19 protein-coding genes and 6 tRNA genes are annotated in these 18,607 nt (G+C 61.2%); 24 read left to right on the plus strand and 1 reads right to left on the minus strand.

Annotation, left to right across the window (positions count from 1 at the left end; translation table 11 throughout):
• The first annotated feature begins 106 nt into the window (after nucleotides 1–106).
• From FYJ74_RS03590 to FYJ74_RS03615, 6 genes are all read left to right on the plus strand, one after another.
• Nucleotides 107–182: transfer RNA gene (locus tag FYJ74_RS03590), tRNA-Ala, on the plus strand.
• A 13-nt stretch (nucleotides 183–195) separates the two neighbouring features.
• Nucleotides 196–273: transfer RNA gene (locus tag FYJ74_RS03595), tRNA-Pro, on the plus strand.
• Nucleotides 274–288: 15 nt separating this feature from the next.
• Nucleotides 289–364: transfer RNA gene (locus tag FYJ74_RS03600), tRNA-Gly, on the plus strand.
• 7 nt (nucleotides 365–371) lie between these two features.
• Nucleotides 372–448, plus strand: a tRNA-Arg gene (locus FYJ74_RS03605).
• 31 nt (nucleotides 449–479) lie between these two features.
• Nucleotides 480–556 (plus strand) — tRNA-His (locus FYJ74_RS03610).
• 8 nt (nucleotides 557–564) lie between these two features.
• Nucleotides 565–640: transfer RNA gene (locus FYJ74_RS03615), tRNA-Lys, on the plus strand.
• A gap of 351 nt (nucleotides 641–991) precedes the next feature.
• Here the strand turns inward: FYJ74_RS03615 and cysS are convergent.
• Complete coding sequence (gene cysS, locus FYJ74_RS03620) at nucleotides 992–2,416, minus strand: cysteine--tRNA ligase (protein WP_154528238.1); 1,425 nt, start codon at nucleotides 2,414–2,416, stop codon at nucleotides 992–994.
• A 152-nt stretch (nucleotides 2,417–2,568) separates the two neighbouring features.
• Here cysS and FYJ74_RS03625 point away from each other — a divergent pair, with 152 nt between their 5' ends.
• The 18 genes from FYJ74_RS03625 to FYJ74_RS03710 all read left to right on the plus strand — a co-directional run bounded on the left by FYJ74_RS03625 (nucleotide 2,569) and on the right by FYJ74_RS03710 (nucleotide 18,602).
• Nucleotides 2,569–4,245 carry an excinuclease ABC subunit UvrC gene (locus tag FYJ74_RS03625; protein WP_154528239.1) on the plus strand — a complete coding sequence of 559 codons (1,677 nt, stop codon included), beginning with the start codon at nucleotides 2,569–2,571 and terminating at the stop codon, nucleotides 4,243–4,245.
• The gene (ribD, locus tag FYJ74_RS03630) at nucleotides 4,242–5,336 is read left to right on the plus strand and encodes a bifunctional diaminohydroxyphosphoribosylaminopyrimidine deaminase/5-amino-6-(5-phosphoribosylamino)uracil reductase RibD (RefSeq protein ID WP_229769328.1); all 1,095 of its coding nucleotides are present in this window, start codon (nucleotides 4,242–4,244) and stop codon (nucleotides 5,334–5,336) included. Before FYJ74_RS03625 ends, ribD begins: the two co-directional genes overlap by 4 nt.
• On the plus strand, nucleotides 5,309–5,962 hold the full coding sequence (locus FYJ74_RS03635) for a riboflavin synthase (RefSeq protein ID WP_154528240.1): 654 nt from the start codon (nucleotides 5,309–5,311) through the stop codon (nucleotides 5,960–5,962). Before ribD ends, FYJ74_RS03635 begins: the two co-directional genes overlap by 28 nt.
• Before the next feature lie 107 nt (nucleotides 5,963–6,069).
• On the plus strand, nucleotides 6,070–6,546 hold the full coding sequence (ribH, locus tag FYJ74_RS03640) for a 6,7-dimethyl-8-ribityllumazine synthase (RefSeq protein WP_154528241.1): 477 nt from the start codon (nucleotides 6,070–6,072) through the stop codon (nucleotides 6,544–6,546).
• A gap of 31 nt (nucleotides 6,547–6,577) precedes the next feature.
• On the plus strand, nucleotides 6,578–7,864 hold the full coding sequence (gene serS, locus FYJ74_RS03645) for a serine--tRNA ligase (protein ID WP_154528242.1): 1,287 nt from the start codon (nucleotides 6,578–6,580) through the stop codon (nucleotides 7,862–7,864).
• Nucleotides 7,865–8,213: 349 nt separating this feature from the next.
• A complete protein-coding gene (locus FYJ74_RS03650) occupies nucleotides 8,214–9,953 on the plus strand; it encodes a WecB/TagA/CpsF family glycosyltransferase (protein WP_154528243.1) in 1,740 nt (579 codons plus the stop codon).
• Entirely contained in the window at nucleotides 9,946–10,413 is a 468-nt protein-coding gene (locus FYJ74_RS03655) for a CBS domain-containing protein (protein WP_154528244.1), read from the plus strand. Before FYJ74_RS03650 ends, FYJ74_RS03655 begins: the two co-directional genes overlap by 8 nt.
• A complete protein-coding gene (locus tag FYJ74_RS03660; protein WP_154528245.1) occupies nucleotides 10,410–10,742 on the plus strand; it encodes a hypothetical protein in 333 nt (110 codons plus the stop codon). Before FYJ74_RS03655 ends, FYJ74_RS03660 begins: the two co-directional genes overlap by 4 nt.
• Nucleotides 10,742–12,637 carry a V-type ATP synthase subunit I gene (locus FYJ74_RS03665; RefSeq protein ID WP_154528246.1) on the plus strand — a complete coding sequence of 632 codons (1,896 nt, stop codon included), beginning with the start codon at nucleotides 10,742–10,744 and terminating at the stop codon, nucleotides 12,635–12,637. Before FYJ74_RS03660 ends, FYJ74_RS03665 begins: the two co-directional genes overlap by 1 nt.
• Nucleotides 12,619–12,837 (plus strand): ATPase, encoded by a 219-nt coding sequence (locus FYJ74_RS03670; protein ID WP_009165809.1) that lies wholly within the window; start codon nucleotides 12,619–12,621, stop codon nucleotides 12,835–12,837. The genes FYJ74_RS03665 and FYJ74_RS03670 overlap by 19 nt, the downstream gene beginning before the upstream one ends.
• A 10-nt stretch (nucleotides 12,838–12,847) precedes the next feature.
• Complete coding sequence (locus FYJ74_RS03675) at nucleotides 12,848–13,420, plus strand: hypothetical protein (RefSeq protein WP_154528247.1); 573 nt, start codon at nucleotides 12,848–12,850, stop codon at nucleotides 13,418–13,420.
• Nucleotides 13,392–14,420 carry a V-type ATPase subunit gene (locus FYJ74_RS03680; protein WP_326830868.1) on the plus strand — a complete coding sequence of 343 codons (1,029 nt, stop codon included), beginning with the start codon at nucleotides 13,392–13,394 and terminating at the stop codon, nucleotides 14,418–14,420. Before FYJ74_RS03675 ends, FYJ74_RS03680 begins: the two co-directional genes overlap by 29 nt.
• Before the next feature lie 8 nt (nucleotides 14,421–14,428).
• Nucleotides 14,429–14,689, plus strand: a complete 261-nt coding sequence (locus FYJ74_RS03685; protein ID WP_154528249.1) for a hypothetical protein — start codon at nucleotides 14,429–14,431, stop codon at nucleotides 14,687–14,689.
• A 68-nt stretch (nucleotides 14,690–14,757) separates the two neighbouring features.
• Nucleotides 14,758–16,005: a hypothetical protein gene (locus tag FYJ74_RS03690; RefSeq protein ID WP_154528250.1), complete on the plus strand. Its 1,248-nt coding sequence runs from the start codon at nucleotides 14,758–14,760 to the stop codon at nucleotides 16,003–16,005.
• A complete protein-coding gene (locus tag FYJ74_RS03695) occupies nucleotides 16,002–17,213 on the plus strand; it encodes a hypothetical protein (RefSeq protein ID WP_154528251.1) in 1,212 nt (403 codons plus the stop codon). The genes FYJ74_RS03690 and FYJ74_RS03695 overlap by 4 nt, the downstream gene beginning before the upstream one ends.
• Nucleotides 17,210–17,776: a hypothetical protein gene (locus tag FYJ74_RS03700; RefSeq protein WP_154528252.1), complete on the plus strand. Its 567-nt coding sequence runs from the start codon at nucleotides 17,210–17,212 to the stop codon at nucleotides 17,774–17,776. Before FYJ74_RS03695 ends, FYJ74_RS03700 begins: the two co-directional genes overlap by 4 nt.
• The gene (locus FYJ74_RS03705) at nucleotides 17,773–18,243 is read left to right on the plus strand and encodes a 23S rRNA (pseudouridine(1915)-N(3))-methyltransferase RlmH (protein ID WP_154528253.1); all 471 of its coding nucleotides are present in this window, start codon (nucleotides 17,773–17,775) and stop codon (nucleotides 18,241–18,243) included. Before FYJ74_RS03700 ends, FYJ74_RS03705 begins: the two co-directional genes overlap by 4 nt.
• A gap of 29 nt (nucleotides 18,244–18,272) precedes the next feature.
• Nucleotides 18,273–18,602 carry a YbaB/EbfC family nucleoid-associated protein gene (locus FYJ74_RS03710; RefSeq protein WP_154528254.1) on the plus strand — a complete coding sequence of 110 codons (330 nt, stop codon included), beginning with the start codon at nucleotides 18,273–18,275 and terminating at the stop codon, nucleotides 18,600–18,602.
• Nucleotides 18,603–18,607 lie beyond the last annotated feature (5 nt).

Genomic DNA, 18,607 nt, shown 5'->3' on the forward strand with positions numbered 1-18,607 from the left:
GTTCTCCTTGAATGGCAAAATCCTGTTCCCGCAAGGTAGATTATCTCAAAAAACCCCCCTTGACAAGAACAGGCTTTGAGTCTAAAATGCGACCTGTTGGTTCTGAGGGGCTGTGGCGCAGTTGGGAGCGCGATTCGTTCGCAACGAATAGGTCGAGGGTTCGAATCCCTTCAGCTCCACCATATTCTCTCAATTCGGGGTGTAGCGCAGTCTGGTTAGCGCACCTGCTTTGGGAGCAGGGGGCCGAAGGTTCGAATCCTTTCACCCCGACCAGTGGATGAGGTTCGTGCGGAAATAGCTCAATTGGTAGAGCACTAGCCTTCCAAGCTGGGGGTTGCGGGTTCGAGTCCCGTTTTCCGCTCCATTACCGTGCGCCGGTAGCTCAGTTGGATAGAGCAACGGCCTTCTAAGCCGTGGGCCACGGGTTCGAATCCTGTCCGGCGCGCCATTCTCGTTCGCGCATTGTGCAAGGCAATACGGTGGGTGTAGCTCAGTTGGTTAGAGCGGAGGATTGTGGATCCTCAGGCCGAGAGTTCGAATCTCTTTACCCACCCCAATTCATATGGATCGTTAGCTCAACTGGCAGAGCATCTGACTCTTAATCAGAGGGTTACAGGTTCAAGTCCTGTACGATCCACCAAGTCCAGTAAATTCAAGGCGTCGAAGCGTTTCACGCATATCCTGCGTGATTTTTGTTTCGGCGCTTTTTTTGTGGCTCTTAGTCAAATGTTGGGAGCAATGCTATTTCTTAATAAAAAGCTGAACGCAAGGGCGCTGCGAGGGAGTTCAGTCGCTCAGGGCTGCCTCGCCGCGCCCGACAAACTATGTCAATGCTTTTTATCAAGAAATAGTATGAGTTACGGACGCCTGGGCTGGATTGTAAAGAAATAGTATGGAATATTTGCTGACTGTGAGTGTTCCACGTAGAACATTCTGAATGGAGAAGTCCCGATGATCAAGTGACCATCGGGACTTCTCGTTATCGAGCGGGCTAGATTTTTTTCTTCCACTTGGTGCCCTGCGGCGTGTCTTCGAGGATGACGCCCTGGGCGCCCAGTTCGTCGCGGATGGCGTCGGAACGTTTGAAGTCCTTGGCCTCACGGGCGGCGTTGCGTTCGGCGATCAGGGCTTCGATCCGGGCGGCTTCGTCGCCGCTTTCTTCTTTCTTTTCCTGTTCGAGGCCGATGATGCCCATGACGCTGTCGATGTCGCCGAAGAACTTTTCAGCGGCTTCAACGGCGGCGGGGTCGAGCTTTTCGTTGCCTTTCAGGTACTTGTTGACCTCGGTGACGGCTTCGAAGATCACGCCGATCGCGGCGGCGGTGTTGAAATCGTCGTCCATGGCGGCGATGAAGTCCGCGCGGGACGAGCCCAGCGCGGCTGCAAGCGCGGCGCCGGCTGCGGATGTTTCGCCGAGGCGGCCGCTCTTGGCGAACTGCAGGTCGCTCCAGCAGTTGCGCAGGCGTTCTACGGCCGCGACGGCCTGTTCGAGGCCTTCGGGGGCGAAGTTGATGGGCGAGCGGTAATGGGCGCCGAGCATGAACATGCGGATGGCCAGCGGCGGGAACTTCTGGCGCGCGGCGCGGGCGGTGAGGAAGTTGCCCAGCGACTTGGACATTTTTTCGGCGTTGATGAGGATGTATTCGTTGTGCAGCCAGTATTTGACGAACGGCTTGCCCGTGGCCGCCTCGCTCTGGGCGATTTCGTTCTCGTGATGGGGGAAGACCAGGTCGATGCCGCCGGTGTGGATGTCGACGGTGTCGCCAAGCAGATCGGTGGACATGGCGCTGCACTCGATGTGCCAGCCCGGGCGGCCGAGGCCCCACGGGCTTTCCCAGGCGGGCTCGCCGGGCTTCTGCGGCTTCCAAAGCACAAAGTCGAGCGGGCTGCGCTTGACGTCGTCCACTTCGATGCGCGCGCCCGACTGCAGGTCGTCGAGGTTCTGATGGCTGAGCTTGCCGTAGGCGGGGAAGCTTTTCACGTCGAAAAACACGGTGCCGTCGACCACGTAGGCGTGGCCGTTGTCGATGACGCGCTGGATCAGCGTGATGATCTTGGGGACGTATTCGGTGGCGCGGGGATAGAAGGACGCGCGCTTGATGCCGAGCGCGTCGGCATCCTCGTAATAATCGGCGATGGTCTTTTCGGCCAGCTGCTGTACGGTGACGCCGTCGCGGTTGGCGCGGGCGATCATCTTGTCGTCGATATCGGTGAAGTTTTGCACGAACGTGACTTCGTAGCCGCGGAACTCGAGATAGCGGCGCAGCACGTCGAAGACGATGAAGGGGCGCGCGTTGCCGATGTGAAAATAGTCGTATACGGTGGGGCCGCAGCTGTAAAAGGTGACCTTTCCTTCGTGCAGCGGGACAAAGGGCTCCTTTTTACGCGTCAAATCGTTATAAAGCGCAAGTGCCATAAACAGTTCCTCCGTTCTGGTGTAAAATTGTGCCGATCCAGTCGCTCTATTATAGCCGAGAAAACGAGAAAAGAAACTCCGAAAACGGCCATGGAATTAAGGGGTTCAAAAGGGGTTCAAATTGAAAAATCATGACGAAGGGGGCGCGGCGAATGGATGAACAGGAACGCATGGGGCGGATCCGCGCCATCCTCAGGACTCTGCCGCTCAAACCGGGCGTCTACCTGATGCACGATGAGACGGGCAAGGTGATCTACGTCGGCAAGGCGAAAAAGCTGAAGCGCCGCGTTTCGTCCTATTTCAACCATCGGGATTTTGCCATCCCGCGCCTGCGCAAGCTGGTACAGACGGTGCAGGATATCAGTTTCATCCGTACGGAAACGGAAGCGGAGGCGTTTATCGTCGAAAGTCGCCTGATCAAGGCGATCCAGCCGTTCTTCAACGTGGAACTGAAAATGGGTTCGCGTTATCCGTTCATCGTCGTCACGGCCGAAAAATTTCCGCGCGTGCTGGTCACCCACACGCGCCCGAAGGCGGGGCGGGTGTTCGGCCCCTACACCAGCGCCGGCACGATGCGCAGCATGCTGAACCTGATCAAGAATTTCTTTCCGGCGCGGAACTGTTCGATGAATCTGGAACGGGAAAAGCTGGCGCGCCCGTGTATAATGTACGATATCGGCAAGTGCCTCGGCCCCTGCGCGGGCAAGTGCACCGAAAAAGAGTACAACGAGACCGTCGACGACATCCTCATGCTGCTGAGCGGGCAGACCGCCGATCTGGTGTCGCGCCTGCGGACGCGCATGGAGCGTCTGGCGAAGGAGATGCGCTTCGAAGAAGCGGCCAAGGCGCGCGACACGATCCGCGACCTGTGGAAGTTTTCGCGCCAGAAACTGTCGGTGACGCTTACCGACGACCTCGACGAGGATACGTGGTTCGCGATGACGCGCCTGCGCGACCTCTGCGGCTTGTCCGTGGTGCCGTGGCGCATCGACGGCTTCGACATCTCCCATTCGGCGGGGCGCGAGACGTACGGCGTGGCCGTAGTCTTCGAACAGGGCTATCCCAATCAGTCGCTGTACCGCCGTTACTCTATCAAAACGGTGGACGGCATCGACGATTTCCGCTCCATGCGCGAGACGGTGCTGCGGCGTTACCGCGGCATGATCGAAAACCAGCTGCCGCTGCCGCAGCTGATCCTTGTCGACGGCGGCCCCGAACAGCTGGCGTTCGCCCGCCAGGCGCTGGCCGAAGTGCCCGTGAAAATCCACACGATCGCGCTGGCCAAACGCGACGAACTGATCTTTACCGAGCCGGATAAGCCGCCGCTGCGGCTCGACTGGAACGATCCGGCGCTGCGACTTTTGCAGCGCGTGCGCGACGAGTCGCACCGCTTTGCCATCACCACGCACCGCCGCAAGCGCGTTTCGCGCCTCAGCCGTTCGGCGCTGGAGGACGTTCCCGGCATCGGCAAGCACAAGGCGGCGCTGTTGCTGTCAACGTTCGGCAGCGTGCAGCGTATCGCTTCGCTCTCCGCGGAAGAACTGCAAAAAGCTCCCGGCATCGGCCCCGTCCAAGCCGCGAAGATCCTCAAATTCCTGACCGAGACGCCCGTGCCGGAAGCGCCGGCGCCCAAAAACACGGTGGAACTGGTGCGCGTGGAGCGCCCGCTAGGGATCCCAGTGCCGGAGACGGCTAAATATCGTTGGGACGAGACCATCGACGTGCCCTATCGCGAAACGCCGCCGGCGACCAATGAAGAACGGAGCGCCACTCGCGCGGTGCGCCGGACGTACGATCCCAAACGAAAGCGAGGCATCCATCGCGCATGAGACAGCAATGGAGCGACGAGTATTACATGCGGCAGGCCCTCGACTTGGCGCTGCGCGGCATGGGCAAAACGACGCCCAACCCCATGGTTGGCTGCGTGATCGTCAAAGACGGCGCAGTGGTCGGCCGCGGCTGGCACGACCATCTCGGCGGGCTTCACGCCGAGGCGGCGGCTCTGCGCGACGCTGGGGACAAGGCGCGCGGCGCCACCGCCTATGTGACGCTGGAACCATGCAGCCATCAGGGCCGTCAGCCGCCCTGCGCGCCAGCGCTGGCAGCGGCCGGCATCGCCCGCTGTGTGTGCGCCGTCGGCGATCCCAATCCGAAAGTCAGCGGCCGCGGCTTGAAGATCTTGAGCGACGCCGGCGTCGAAACCGTCTGCGGCGTGCTCGAAAAGGAGGCGTCGTGGCTGAACCGTGGCTTTTTGTCCCTGCAGACGCGCCGCCGCCCTTGGGTGACGCTCAAAGCGGCCCTGTCGCTGGACGGTTCCATGGCCTTGGCTGACGGGACCAGCCAGTGGATCACCGGCGAAGCGGCGCGCATCGAGAGCCACCGCCTGCGCGGCGAGAACGACGCGATCCTGATCGGTTCGGGAACCCTGCGGCACGACGACCCTGCGCTGACCGTCCGCGCCGTGGAAGGCCCGTCGCCGCGCCCCGTAATCCTCTGTTCCGCCCCTGTCGTTTTGAGAGAAAACTACAAAGCTCTGCGCCGCGACGCGATCGTCTTCGTTCCCAAAGAAACGGCGGTGCTGCCCGAACGGAGCGGACAAGTTTATGCCGTTTCCTCGTCTGCGGGCCGTCCCGACCTGAAAGCTGCGCTGGAAAAACTGGCGGAGCTGGGCATCGCCCGCGTGCTGGTGGAAGCGGGGCCGACAATCTGTTCGGCCTTCATCGCCGCCGGGCTGGCCGACGAGTATCAGCTTTTCGTGGCCCCCGTGTTCATGGGCGAGGGACGAAAAATCACCGATTCGATTCATTTGCAGCGCATGGACGACGCCATCCCCATGACGCTGCGCGACGTCCGCACCGCGGGGTGCGACCTGTGGCTCGAAGGAGGAAATCCATGTTCACTGGACTGGTTGAAGCAGTAGGGACGATCGTCGCCGTCTCCCGCCGTTGGGACGTGACCGTGTTTCACGTCGGCTCTCCGTTCGCCGGCGAACTGAAACGCGGCGAATCGGTGGCCGTCAGCGGCGTCTGCACGACCGTGACCGAGTGCGACGGCGCTTCGTTCGCCGTGGAACTGACCGGCGAGACCATGAACGTGTCGCGATTTTCCTTCGTGACCATGGGCGAGCGCGTCAATCTCGAACGAGCGTTGCCGGCCGACGGCCGGCTGGACGGCCATTTCGTGGCCGGGCATGTGGACGGCACCGCCCTGGTGATGTCGCTGCGTCGCGGCCGCCGCGCGGCCGAGCTGTGGCTGAACCTGCCGCAGGGGCTGATGCGCTACATCGTGCGCAAGGGCTCGCTCTGCGTCGACGGCGTCAGTCTGACCGTCGCAGCGGTGGAGGGCAACGCCTGTTCCGTAGCCGTGATTCCGGAGACGCTGGCCGGCACAACCCTCGGAACTCTGGCGGCCGGCAAAAGGGTGAACGTCGAGACTGACCTGATCGCCCGCTACGTGGAAAAGCTGATGGGGCTGGAAGCGCCGTGCGGCGCCTCGAAAACGCCGTCTGAATTGACGGCGGAACGGTTGGCGCAGATGGGCTGGTAATTTCGCAGCGGCGATTTTTCGATTTCCGGCTTGGATTATGTCTGAAATGATGTAAAATCAACAAGACGCCTTTCGTTTTCTATAAAAAGTTTTCAGGAGGATTGTCCATGAAAGTAGTTCAAGGGAATCTAGTCGCTCAGGGCGAGCGCTACGCCATCGTCGTCTCGCGTTTCAACGAGCTGATCTGCGGCAAGCTGGCGGAGGGAGCCAAAGACGCTCTCGCCCGTCACGGCGTGAAAATGAACGAGTTCGACGTTTATTGGGTGCCCGGAGCGTGGGAACTGCCGCTGACCGTGAAAGAGCTGGCCCTTTCCGGCCGTTACGACGCCGTGATCGCACTTGGCGCGGTGATCCGCGGCGATACGCCTCACTTTGAGTACGTCTCCGCCGAAATGTCGAAGGGACTGGCCTCGGTCGGGCTGGATCAGCGCGTGCCCGTCGCCTTTGGCGTGCTGACCACCGAGAATCTGGAGCAGGCCCTGCTCCGCGCCGGCAGCAAGGCCGGCAACAAAGGAGCCGAAGCGGCGTTGGCCGCGCTGGAGATGGTGTCGCTGCTGAGGCAGATCCGCGAGAACAAAGAATAAATTTTGGTAACTGAGGAAGGAGACTCCTGCCATGCTCGATATACGTATGATTCGCGAGGACACGGAGACCGTCAAGGCCTATCTGAAAGCGAGAAACAACGACTTCGACGTCGACAAAGTACTGGCGCTCGACGACGAGCGCAAGAAACTGCTGGCCTCCGTTGAGGAAGTCAAGGCCCGGCGCAACGCCGGCTCCAAGGAAGTCGGCCGGATCAAGGCGGCTGGAGGCGACGCCGCCGCCGTCATGGAAGAGATGAAAAAACTCGGCGAGCAGATCAAGGTCGACGACGCCCGCGTCGTTGAGATCGACGAAGAACTTCGTCAGCTTATGCTGCAGATCCCCAACCGTCCCGACGCCACCGTGCCCATCGGCAAAGACGAGACCGAGAACGTGGAAGTGCGCCGCTGGGGCACGCCGCGCCAATTCGATTTCGAGCCCAAAGCTCATTGGGACGTGGCCGAAGCCTGTGGACTGCTCGACTTCGAGCGCGGTCCCCGCATGGCCCAGAGCCGCTTTACCGTCTTCAAGGGATTGGGGGCCCGACTTGAGCGCGCCATCATGAACTACATGCTCGATATGCATACCCAGAAGCACGGCTACACCGAGTTCAACGTCCCCGTGATGGTCAACTCCGAGTCGATGCTCGGCACCGGTCAGCTGCCCAAGTTCGCCGAGGACCTCTACAAAGTCGAGAAGGACGATCTGTGGATGATTCCCACCGCCGAAGTGCCGCTGACCAACATGCACCACGACGAGATGCTCGGCGAGAGCGAACTGCCCAAATATTACACGGCCTACACGCCTTGCTTTCGCCGCGAGTCCGGCAGCTATGGGCGCGACGTGCGCGGCATCATGCGCCTGCACCAGTTCGACAAGGTCGAGATGGTGAAGATCTGCACGCCCGAAAGCAGCTGGGACGAACTCGAAAAGCTGACCGCCAACGCCGAAGACGTTCTGCAAGGACTCGGCCTGCCGTATCGCGTCATCGTGCTCTGCACCGGCGATATGGGCTTCGGTTCCGCCAAGACCTACGACGTGGAAGTCTGGCTGCCCAGCCAGAACTGCTACCGCGAGATCAGCTCGTGCAGCAACTGCGTCGATTTCCAGGCCCGCCGCATGAACACGCGCTATCGTCCCGCCGACGGCGGCAAGCCCCGCTACGTGCACACGCTGAACGGCTCCGGTCTGGCGATCGGGCGCACGCTGATCGCCGTGCTGGAAAACTGCCAGAACGCCGACGGCTCCATCGACCTGCCCGACGCGCTGGTTCCCTACATGGGAGGCGTCAAGCACATCGATCCGCTCGACAAAAAGTAAACGATCGCCTCCACAAAAAATCAGTACGGTCTCCAAAAAAGGACGGTTCGGCGCACTATGGCCGGCCGTCCTTTTTTGCTGCGGAATTTTTCGCTGGCCGTAAATTTGGGGGGAAACGTCTGCCGCCGTGTCACGTTCGCTTCGAAAGGAACGGGCGCTTTTGTCTTGACGGCTTGTCCGCAGGCATGTTTCCCGACGTCTTCTGAGCCGATGACGCAAAAAGGGATTTTTTTTTATCAATAACTCTGATACAATGTTTAAGACTAGCCGAGACGAGCGTTCTCGTCTGTTCTCGAGAGTGCAGACTGATAAAATTTTTCGGGTGAAACTATAAAGGGAGGAACCGGCTATGGCGTTGCCGTTCACCGCTGACGCGATCGTGCCGCTGCTTCTGGTGGCGGCCGGCTGCGTGGCGCTTCAGCGTTTTTTCAGGAAAAAACTGAGCCGAGATCAATATTTTTATATGAGGGACCTTTCGCTGATGACGGTAATGATGCTGCTGGCATTGTGGAGCGGCAGCGACCGCATCGAGGCGCTGGTGGCCTGTTCGCTGCTGTCCATGGTGGTGGGGCTGGCGGAGCGGGCTCGCCCGGGAAAAGGTTTCTTCGCTTTTATCATTCTGCCCGGGTTGATCTTCGCCCTGACGGGACAGCCGATTTCGTTCGTCTCTTCCAGCGGTTCCGCGTTTCTTTACCTGTCCTCATGGCAGTCCATTCTGCTGACCACGGCGTGGATGACGCTGTTTCCCGTGTTGTTCCGGCGGCTCGACCAGGTGCCGGGGCTGGCGGGACATCTGCTGGGCGTGAGCTTGTCGCTGATGGTCGCGGTGACGTATTTCTCGCGCCAAAATCTGAGCGAGGCGTTTTTGGTCTCGGTCGTGTCTCTGGTGCTGGTCGGCGCGTACTGGAGTCGGCTCGGCCATCAATTCCGCCAGTTGGGAACGCCGCTGGCGTCCTTGTGGGGCACGCTGGTGGCGGGGATTTCCATCATCGGCGTCAGCAAGGGGATCACGCTCACGGCGCTGATGGTGATTCCGCTGGGATTTTACGCCGTGCCCCTGGTGGAGCTGTCGCTGGGGCTGGTCAGTCATGCGTTCACGCACGGGCAGACTCGCGCGGCCCCCGACCTTTACGGCCGCGTGATCGAGCGCGGCGTGGACCATCCGGCGGCGGTGCGTCTGGTGACGGAGATCTGCCTGTTGGTTGGCGCTTCGGTGGCGCTGATGCAGCTGATCCCCGATTCCGCCGCGCTGAAAATGGCGGTGCCGGCCATGGCCGGCGTGCTGCTGCTGGTGCTGTGGGGGGTGCACGGCGGCCGCCGCGCGCGCGCCGACGATCATTCGCTGTGGGGCGTGCGGATCGACGGGATCTCCATGAACTACGCGCTGTCGAAGAGCCTGGCTTGGCTCAAGAGCGTCGAGCCGCGCTTCCGCATGGTGGTGACGATGAACGCGCTGGGGCTGAACGAGACGCGCTCCGACGCAGAGTTCCGCCGCATCGCCAACGCGGCCGATCTGAACCTTCCCGACGGCGCGGGGCTGGTCTGGGCGTTGAGAAAGCTGAAAGTGCCCGTGGTGGAACGCATCGCCGGCATCGATTACATGGATCGTCTCTGCCGTCTGGCGGCGTCCGAATCGCTGCCCGTGTACCTGCTGGGCGGCCGTCCGGGCATCGCCCGCCGTGCCGCGGAACGCCTGCAAAAGGAATATCCCGGTCTGGTCGTTTCCGGTTGTTACGACGGCTATTTCGACCGCGCTTTTTCCGGCGAAGTTGCCGGCAACGTGCGCAACAGCGGCGCCAAGATCCTTTTTGCGGCGCTGGGCATGCCGGCGCAGGAAAAATGGCTCGACTCGCAGCGCGCCAATCTGGACGGGATCCTTTGCGTGGGCGTGGGCGGCAGTTTCGACGTTTACGCCGGCGTTTTGAGGCGAGCGCCCCGTTTCTGGCAGAAAGTCGGCTGCGAATGGCTCTATCGCCTGTTCCAGGAACCGTGGCGGCTGAAGCGCGATTTCCAGCTGCTGGCCTTTGTGCTGGCGGTGTTTCGCGAGCGGCTCAACGTCTTTCCGTGGAGAGAAAAAGATCATGCGTAGCGGGATGGTGACCGCCGAGCAGCTGATGAAGCGCGACCTGACCGCCGTCATGGCAGAAGACACCGTCGAAGACGCCATGCACGTGCTGCACAGCCACAGCCTGAGCGGCGTTCCGGTCGTGGACGAGCGGTGGCGTCTGGTGGGCTTTCTTTCGGAATCGGACATCCTCCGCTCCGTGCTGCCGTCGTATCTGGAGATCCTTGCGCGGGATTCTTTCCTCTACGGCGAGCACGAACTGCTGGTAAAAAATTTTTCGCAGGTCCGCGCCGGCGTCGTGCGCGATTACATGCAGGCACGCTGTCAGGCGGTGCAGCCGGAGACGAATATCATGAACGTGGCCGATTTGATGCTGCGTCTCAAAGTTAAGCGTCTGCCCGTCGTCGACGGCCGGTTGCTGATGGGGATCATCGACCGAGGCGACCTGTGCGAGTATCTGATGAATTCCGGAGGAACCTCATGACGCCGAAGGAAAGCGAATCGCGCTGGAAAGAGCGATTGCACCAACTCGCTGTGGCTCAGCGGGCGCAGACGCTTGATCTGGAGCGGGAGCTCGAAGCGCGCGTCCGCGAGGCGGAACGGCGGACGCGACTGATGCTGGAGAACACGCTGAAACGCTGCGACGCGATCCAAAAGGCCAGAATTGCCGCTTATGAGCGCGAAACTCAGCAGCTTCTTGGCCGAATGCGCGGAGAATCGGAACGCCGCTGCGCCGAGGCCTCCTGTGCGCCGATGGATGCGGAGCTGGACCGCGCCTGGGCGGCGATAAGCGGAGAGGAGGAAACGCGCTGATGATCGAAAAAATGTGTCGGCTCTCGATGGCAGTTCCCGAATCTTTAGGAATGGATTTTATCGATTTCTTGCAGGCCGACGGGCGCGTTCATTTGATCCTGCCTTTTGAAGAACAGCACAACGTCGATCTGGCAGATCGTCTCCTGGTATTGCGCGAGAAGCTGCGCGCCATGGTGGAAACGCTGGAAGGCATTGCCGTCTCCGCTTCGGAGGAAGGCGTTCCCGCTGCGGCCGACGCCGAGGTGGAGCGGATCCTGTCCGAATCCCTCGCTCTGACCGTTCCCGAACTGGAGAAAAGCGTGGAAAAATTTCAGGCCGATCTTGCCCGCATCATGAAAGGGCATGAACGTCTCGCCGATGAAAAGAGGCTGCTCGAACGTATCCTCGCGCAGTTGGGAACGCTCGCTTTCAGGGATTCGTCAGGGCGGCGGTGCCTGCTCTGGTGGGCGGCGAAAGACCTTTGGCCGCTGGCGCAGAGGCAGATCGAACGTCTGGGCGCCGACGGCGAGAAAACGCTGTTCCACGTGCACGATACCGCCAAAGAGGGGCAGCTGCTGGTCGAGCTTTCGGCGCCGACGGCGCAGATCCCCGCCGTGACGGAAATCCTGCACGGCATCAGCGCCGCGCTGTGGACGCCGCCGCCTCAGTGCGCCGGCAAAAATTACGCCGAAAGTGTGGAACTGATGAAACGCCGTCTGTCGGAGATCCAGTCATTTCTCAAGGCGGAGCAGTCTGCCCTTGTCGCCATGAGAAAGCAGTGGGGCCTCGGGCAGAAGGCGTTTTTTTTGCTGATCGACCGCAAGGTCGACCAGTATCAGGTCTTCAGCCGCTGCGACCGCGTCGGCGGCGCGCTGCTGGTCGAAGGCTGGATGCCTCAGAGCGGGCTGGAAGATTTTCGCGCCCGCGTTGACGAAAAATTTGCCGGGCGTGCCGCGCTTCACGTTCGCGCGCCCGAACCCGACGAATATGGTCAAGTGCCGACCGCGCTGCGCCACGGCCGATTTTTCGCGCCCTTTGAAGTTTTTCTCAAACTCGTGCAGCCGCCGGCCTACGGCACAGCGGATCCCACCGGCCTGATCGGCGTGTTTTTTCCGTTTTTTGCGGGCTGTATCATCGGCGACGCAGGCTACGGGCTGGTCATGCTGATTTTGATGTGGTTCGTGCGACGCCGCGCCAAAAACGGAACGGCGCGCGATGTGGCCTTCGTCCTCATGAACATGTGCGTCTGGAGCATTCTCTGGGGCGCGGCCTTCGGCGAGTTCTTCGGCGATCTCGCCCACCGGATGTTCCACGTGGAACCGCTCTGGGTGGAACGTTCCCAGGCGGTCATGCCGGTGCTGATGTTTTCTGTGGCGCTCGGCCTGGGGCACGTGATGCTCGGTCTGGCAGTGGGACTGATTCACGGCCTGAAAGCCCGCCATAGAAAGCACGCTATGGAGAAGCTGGGCGGCATGCTGGTGATCGTGTCCTTGGTGGCGGCGCTCATGTCCGTGCGCCGGCTTTTGCCGCCGCAGGCTCTTCCCGGAGGCATGGTGGCGCTCGTCGTCGGTCTGGTGCTGCTGACGGCGGGGGGCGGCATCGGCGGCCTGATCGAATCGATGAGTTCTTTCGGGCACATCCTCAGCTACGTGCGCATCGGCGCCATCGGCCTGTCGTCGGCTATCCTCGCGGTAGCGGCTTCGAAGTTCGTTGACGTCCTCGGCGTTTCGGCGCTGGGGCTTTTCGTCGCGCTGGCCATCCATCTGCTCAATTTCGTGCTGGCTTTCGCCGAGTCGGGACTGCACGCGGCGCGTCTCCATTATGTGGAGTTCATGGGCAATTTTTATGTCGCCCAGGGCAAAGACTACCATCCCTTTGCATACAGGAGGAATTTACCGTGGAAAAAGGACTCGTAGCATTGGCGGCGGCGTTGGCCGTGGGAATCCCCGCGCTCGCGACCGCTTTCGCCCAGGCCAGGATCGGCAGCGTAGCGGCCGGCAGCGTGGCGGAAAAACCGGAAACGGCCGGCACGATGATCATTCTCGAAGCGATCCCGGAAACGATGGTCATTCTCGGTTTCGTCGTGGCCATCATGTTGATCTTGCAGTTCGCCTAGGAGTTTTCCGTTGACGGGCGAAGAGCTTCTGCCCCCGGCGTTTCTGCGCGCCATGGAGGCGGAACTTGCGGCGCGGCATGAGGCGATGCGGGAGTCTGCGGACGGCCGCGTCGGCGAGATGATCGCCGCTTGCCGCGACGAGGCGGCCGCGGCCGTGAAAAAACGCGCTGCCGCCTGTGAAGAGGCGCTGGAGCGCTTAAGCATGCGCCGTCGCCGCTTGCTGCGCGCGCTGGAGAATACTGTGCAGAAAGAGCTCGAAGCGCAGCATCTGCGGCGGCTCGAACGGGAGCTGCGGCAAAGGGTCGAACTTTTCCGAAGCAGCGAGAGCTATGGGGCGTTCCTGACAAGAATGGTGGAGCACTGCCGCCGCGCCGGTTTTTCCGACACAGGAACGTTCCAGGCGGCGGATCGCGAGGCCGGGCTGCTTCGCGCCGCCGGATTCTGCGTGGAAGAAAAAGATCCCGGGCGCTGGGGGGGCTTTATCCTGATCGAGGAGGGAGGCGCTCTCTTTGACTGTACTTTTCAGACCCGCTGGGAGCAATACTGCTGCGAACGTGTCGTCCACAGCCAGGGAAGAGCCTAATTACGAATACGTTAACGGCCGTCTGCGCGCCCGCATGCGGGATTTTCTCCCGGCCCAGGTTTTCGCCGAACTTGCGTGTGCGGATTTGCAAGGCGTGGAACGATATTTGCTCAATACAGTTTACGGTCCGTTGTACCGCCGGGATTTTATGCTCTCGGACATGCCTTTGACGCTGAAGCTGGAGAGCCTGCTCTCCGCTTCCGCCCGACAGCGTTTCGGCGAACTGAAAAGTTGGGGCAAAGGCACGGCGCGCTTGCTGACGTCGGTGCTTTCGATCCAGTCGGATCTGGAAAACGGCCAGCTCTTTTTGCGCGCGCTCCAATCGGGGCGGAACGATTACGAACCAGCTATGCCCGGTTGCGGTGAACTGAGCCCTGAATTCTGGCGACAGCTGGCCGGTGCCGGCGGCAACCGGGAGCAGATCGACGAACTGTGCCGCTACGATCCGACGGAACTGTCCAATGTGCTCAGCACGGCAGTGAAATTGCTTGACGAGTCGGGACGGCTCTGGGAGGCCGAGTGGTTCTACATGAAGAGCTCTTTCGACTGGGCCGGCGGCGTGCTGAAACGCTGTCGCGGCTCGAATGGAGCGGTCGTTTCGCAATGTCTCGGCTATCTGATCGACTTGTGGAATCTGCGCGTTTGGCTGAGTGTTCATTACGGTTCTGGCGCGCCGGTCGAAGCGGCTCATTTTCTCAAAGGCGGTTCGTTGCCGTTGGAGCGGCTGTTCTTCACCAAAAGTTACAAGGCGCTGCTGCGCGGCACGTTTTGGCGCTCCCGTGGGACGGACCCCGACGAACGTTCATTGTTCGAACTGGAGCGGCAGTATCTGCTCTGGCAGATGACGCTGCGCCGCGAAGACCCGCTTGGCGTGCAGGTGATCATCTCCTATCGGGCGCGCCTGTTCTGTGAGTGGCGCAACCTGATGACCATCGTTTCCGGACTGCAGAGCGGCTTGGACCGGGCGGCGCTGCAAAGCGTGCTGCTCATCGACCGTTAGGTGAAAACATGAAAAATCACGCGCTTTTGATCGGCTCGGCGTCGTTCCTGCGTTTTTGGTCAGTGCTGGGCTGCATGGAAAAAATTGTTCCCGCTCGATCCGGATTTCAGGAGCTGAAAGAAGCCGGACTCGCCTCCGGAGCGGAGGCTGTCTTGTACGAGGAAACGCTTGCGGAGAGCTTTTCCTTGTGGGAGAAAAAGTACTTTCAGGAGTCGGTCGCCCCTTACTGGATCCCTTTGCCTGCGGTGGAAGGAGGCGAGTTGAAATAGACGGACGTTTTGCGCCGGTTCAGTCGGTTTGTGCCGAAAGCGTTTGCATCGAAGCCGAATTTCCGGTCGTGCTGGGCGAATTCGCCTGCACCGAAGACAACTTGTGGTATGGGCAGGTGCAGAGTCATAACGGACGGAACGTGCGCATCCTGCCGCTGGATCTTCCGGAAAAGATCCGTCCGGGCGAACTGCTGCGTCTGAGCGGCGAGACGCTGGAAGACCGCTTTGCCCGCACGGAACCGGGCGTCGTGCTCGATCCGCTGGGACGATCGGTTATAAGAATCGGTGACGTGTCAATGGGCAATCTCGACTTTTTCGCGGCTCCGCAGGAGACGGAGGGCGGCAGTTTCTGGGGGCTGAAAACGTTGGGAGAGTTCATGAATCTGCACGATGGCGAGGGCGTGGTGCTACTCGGCACACCGCCGGGCGGATTTGCCTTGCTGTTCAGTCAGATCGCCGCGGCGCAGCGGGCGGATTTTCTGTATATTTTCTGCCAAGGCGGTTACCGCGAGCTGTATCGTTACTGCCGAGCCGTACAGATGGCCGGCAGTGCGGAAAGATGCGTGATCCTCTGGACGCCGCCGTGGAACGTGCCGGCGATGAAGACGCTGGTGCCGCGGGCGCTCACGTATCTGACGGGGCGTCCTCATGCTGCCCGGCGGCGTCTGGTCCTGATCGACGATCTGCATTATTGGTTGGAATCGGCGCGTGAATACGGCGAAAGCTCGGGCGAACTGCCGCTCCCCGACGGCTATCCTTATACGGCCCGGCGCCAGCTGGGCGAACTGCTGGATCTCAAATCGCTGCCCGATGAAGAGGGGCGTTCCACGTCGCTGCTTGTCGGCTGGCGCTATGAGGAAGGCTTTTCGCCTCTTGCTGAGCATCCTTATATGGGGCGTTTGCCGCGGTTCATGCGCACGGGCATTATCCTTGAGGAATCGTCGGAATACCTTGTGCCGTCGAAAGATTCCTGGGGCGAACTGTCGCCGGCCGGACGCTGCTGGCGGCAGCTGTCCCGCCTGACCGGGGAATGCGACGAGGATCTTCGCCCCGCAGTGGAAGCGCTGACGGGGCTTTTCGGCTCGCTCTTTGTGGAGTATTCTCCGCTCAGCTTTGTGACGGCGCCTGAGAATCGCGTGCAGTGGAGCGATGCCGACGGAAAGACACTTCTAAAACTGGCCTCTCGCCCCGGTCCGGCGCTGCTGGCGTCGGTGCTGAAAATCCGCGCCGAACTGCAGCTGAACTTTCGCGAATGGCCCGACGTGCGCCGCCGCAGCTTTATCGACTGGCTGCGCGCGCAGGAGGGACGGCCATGAAACTGCTTCGCCGCGGTTCGAACAACGTCAGTTTTCTCTCTGCTTCGTCGCTTTGGGTCGAGCGTCTCGCCGGCGCGGCGCTGAACGATCTGGTGACGATCCAGGACGACTCGGGCGACAGCTTTGTGGGGCGCGTCGTCGAAGTCCAAAACGACCGCTGTCATGTGCGCATCTGCGACGGCGAACATTCTCTCTGCCGCGATTCGCTGCGGGTCTGGCTGGGCAGCAGCGAACTGGAACTGCCGGCCGAACCTCCGCTGGTCGTTTCGCGGCTAACGCGCCGCTCCGTCTTCAAAACGGGGATCGCGCCGGTGGACACGCTTTTCCCTTTGCAGCACGGCCATTCGATCTTTGTGGCTGGAGTGTCGTTTTATCGGTCGCTGGATTTCTTTTCCGCGCTGCTGCACGGCGCGCTTTCGGATCGTCAGTGGCCGTGCCTGATCTCGCTCGACACCTCGAAAAACGAGGCGCGGGAGGTCCGCCGCATCTGGAACCATTACGGTCTGGAAGACGAGGGACTGTTCATTTCCGACAGCCGCGATCAGCTCTATCAGAGCATGACACCGCTGCGCCTGGGCTGGGAGGCGGCGATCGGGCGCGCCAATGAAGGGCGCGACGTGTTCATGATGGTGCTCGACCTCGAATCGTGGGCGCGTTTTTATCAGGAAGATCTGGCGCTGCGCGGCTATTACCGCAGCCGCGCCGGAGCGCTGAACGGCTTCAAAAACGCGCTGAGCACCCACATGCAGCTGTTGTACGGGCATAAAGGGCGCATCACCGTGGCGATGCTGCTTTCCGAGCGCAAGGTGGCCGGGCTGCCCTCGGAACTGCTGGCGCTGCGCGATCTTTTTGACGGCGTTCTGATCCTGCGCGGCGATGGCTCGCTGTCGCTGAACGGCTACACGCCGCAGCTTCCGCGGGGGATGGACCGTTCGGTCGAATACGCCCGTCTGCTGCGCCGCCAGTGCAAAGAGCTGAGAGCGGAATTGAAACGCCGGCGCATGGACGAATATCCGCTGGGCGATGAAGAGCGAGCGTTCGAACGCGCCCTGCATGAATTCATGAGCGACTTGGAGCCGCGCGCTGACGCTTCGCCGCAGCGCATCTGGCAGATCCTTGCCCTGATGCCGGAAAGCCGCATCGGACGCGTGCCGTTGTCGCTGCTGCGGGAGTACAGCCGCAACGACGTCGGGGAGGCGTCCCGATGAACGGAACGGACGTCCGTTCTCTGCCGGAGAGGCTGCGCCAGCGCATCCATCGCCTGACCGTCAGCCGGGAACGTCTCGGCGCCCGGAGCCTCGAACGAAAACGGCGGTTGGACGAACTGACGGCGCGGACCGCTTACGCCCTGGCGATGCTGAACATTTACAGCGGGCCGCAAAGCGCCGAGCTGTTCCGGCTCAGTTTTTTGCCGATCGCCGTCGAATCGAGAAAGGAAATTCGTTCCGGCGTGGAGTGTCTGCAGTTTTACCGTGCGGACGCCATCGTGCGGCACGGCCTGCTGCCGCGCTACACGTCGCTGCTTACCTCGCCGCAGGCGGAGAGTGCCTCGCTTCAAGTCGAAGAACTGATCTGCGCGCTGTGGGACTACATCAACGGTATGATGGAGCTGCGCTCGGCGGACCGTTTGATCCGCCGCCTGCGCCGTAGCCTGAAACAAGCGGAGCGGGAGAGCGGACAGACGGCGCGGTCTTTTGCGGCGCAGCGCGCCGCGCGTGAGCATGCCTTCGAAACGGAACGGCATCGTCGGAAAGTGGTTGAAGACCGATGAAAATTCGGGTGCTGACCATGGGACGTCCGCGCGAGCCGTTTATCGTCAAAGGGCTGGAACACTATCAGACGCGTTTGAAGCCGTTGCTGCCGGTGGAGTGGACTTTTCTGCCCGAACCGGGCAAGGGGAAAAATCTGACCGTCGAGCAGCGCAAAGAGCTGGAAGGGCAGGAGTTCCTCAAGCGCGTCGGTCGGGAGGACGTTCTTTTTCTGTTGGACGAGCGCGGCCGGCAGCTGGGCAGCGAGGAGTTTGCGGCTGAAATTTTCGAGCGGCTGGGCGGCGGCCGGGGCACATTGATTTTTTTGGTCGGCGGCCCCTACGGCACCTCGGCGGCGCTGCAGAAACGCGGAAACGTGATAATATCTTTGTCGAAAATGACCTTCACGCACGAGATGGCGCTGCTGCTTCTCAGCGAGCAGATCTATCGCGCGGCCATGATCCACGAAGGCTCGAAATATCATCATTGAATCGTATTTTGCGAAAGGATTGAAGAAAAATGAATTTTGGCGGCAGAGGCGGTGTGGGCAACATGAACCAGATGCTCAAGCAGGCTCAGGCGATGCAGGCGAAGATGATGAAGGCGCAGGAAGAGCTGAAGGAGGCCCGCGTGGAGGGCAACGCCGGCGGCGGCATGGTCAGTGCCACGGTCAACGGGCAGGGCGAACTGGTCGGCGTGAAGCTTTCCAAAGAAGTGGTCGATCCCGAAGACGTGGAGATGCTCGAAGACCTGATCCTCGCGGCGGTGTCCGACGCGGCCAACAAAGCCCGGGAAATGATGGAACAGCGCATGGGCTTGCTGACCGGCGGCATGAAGCTGCCGTTTTAGTGACC

Source organism: Pyramidobacter porci, from assembly GCF_009695745.1.
GTDB classification, from domain to species: domain Bacteria; phylum Synergistota; class Synergistia; order Synergistales; family Dethiosulfovibrionaceae; genus Pyramidobacter; species Pyramidobacter porci.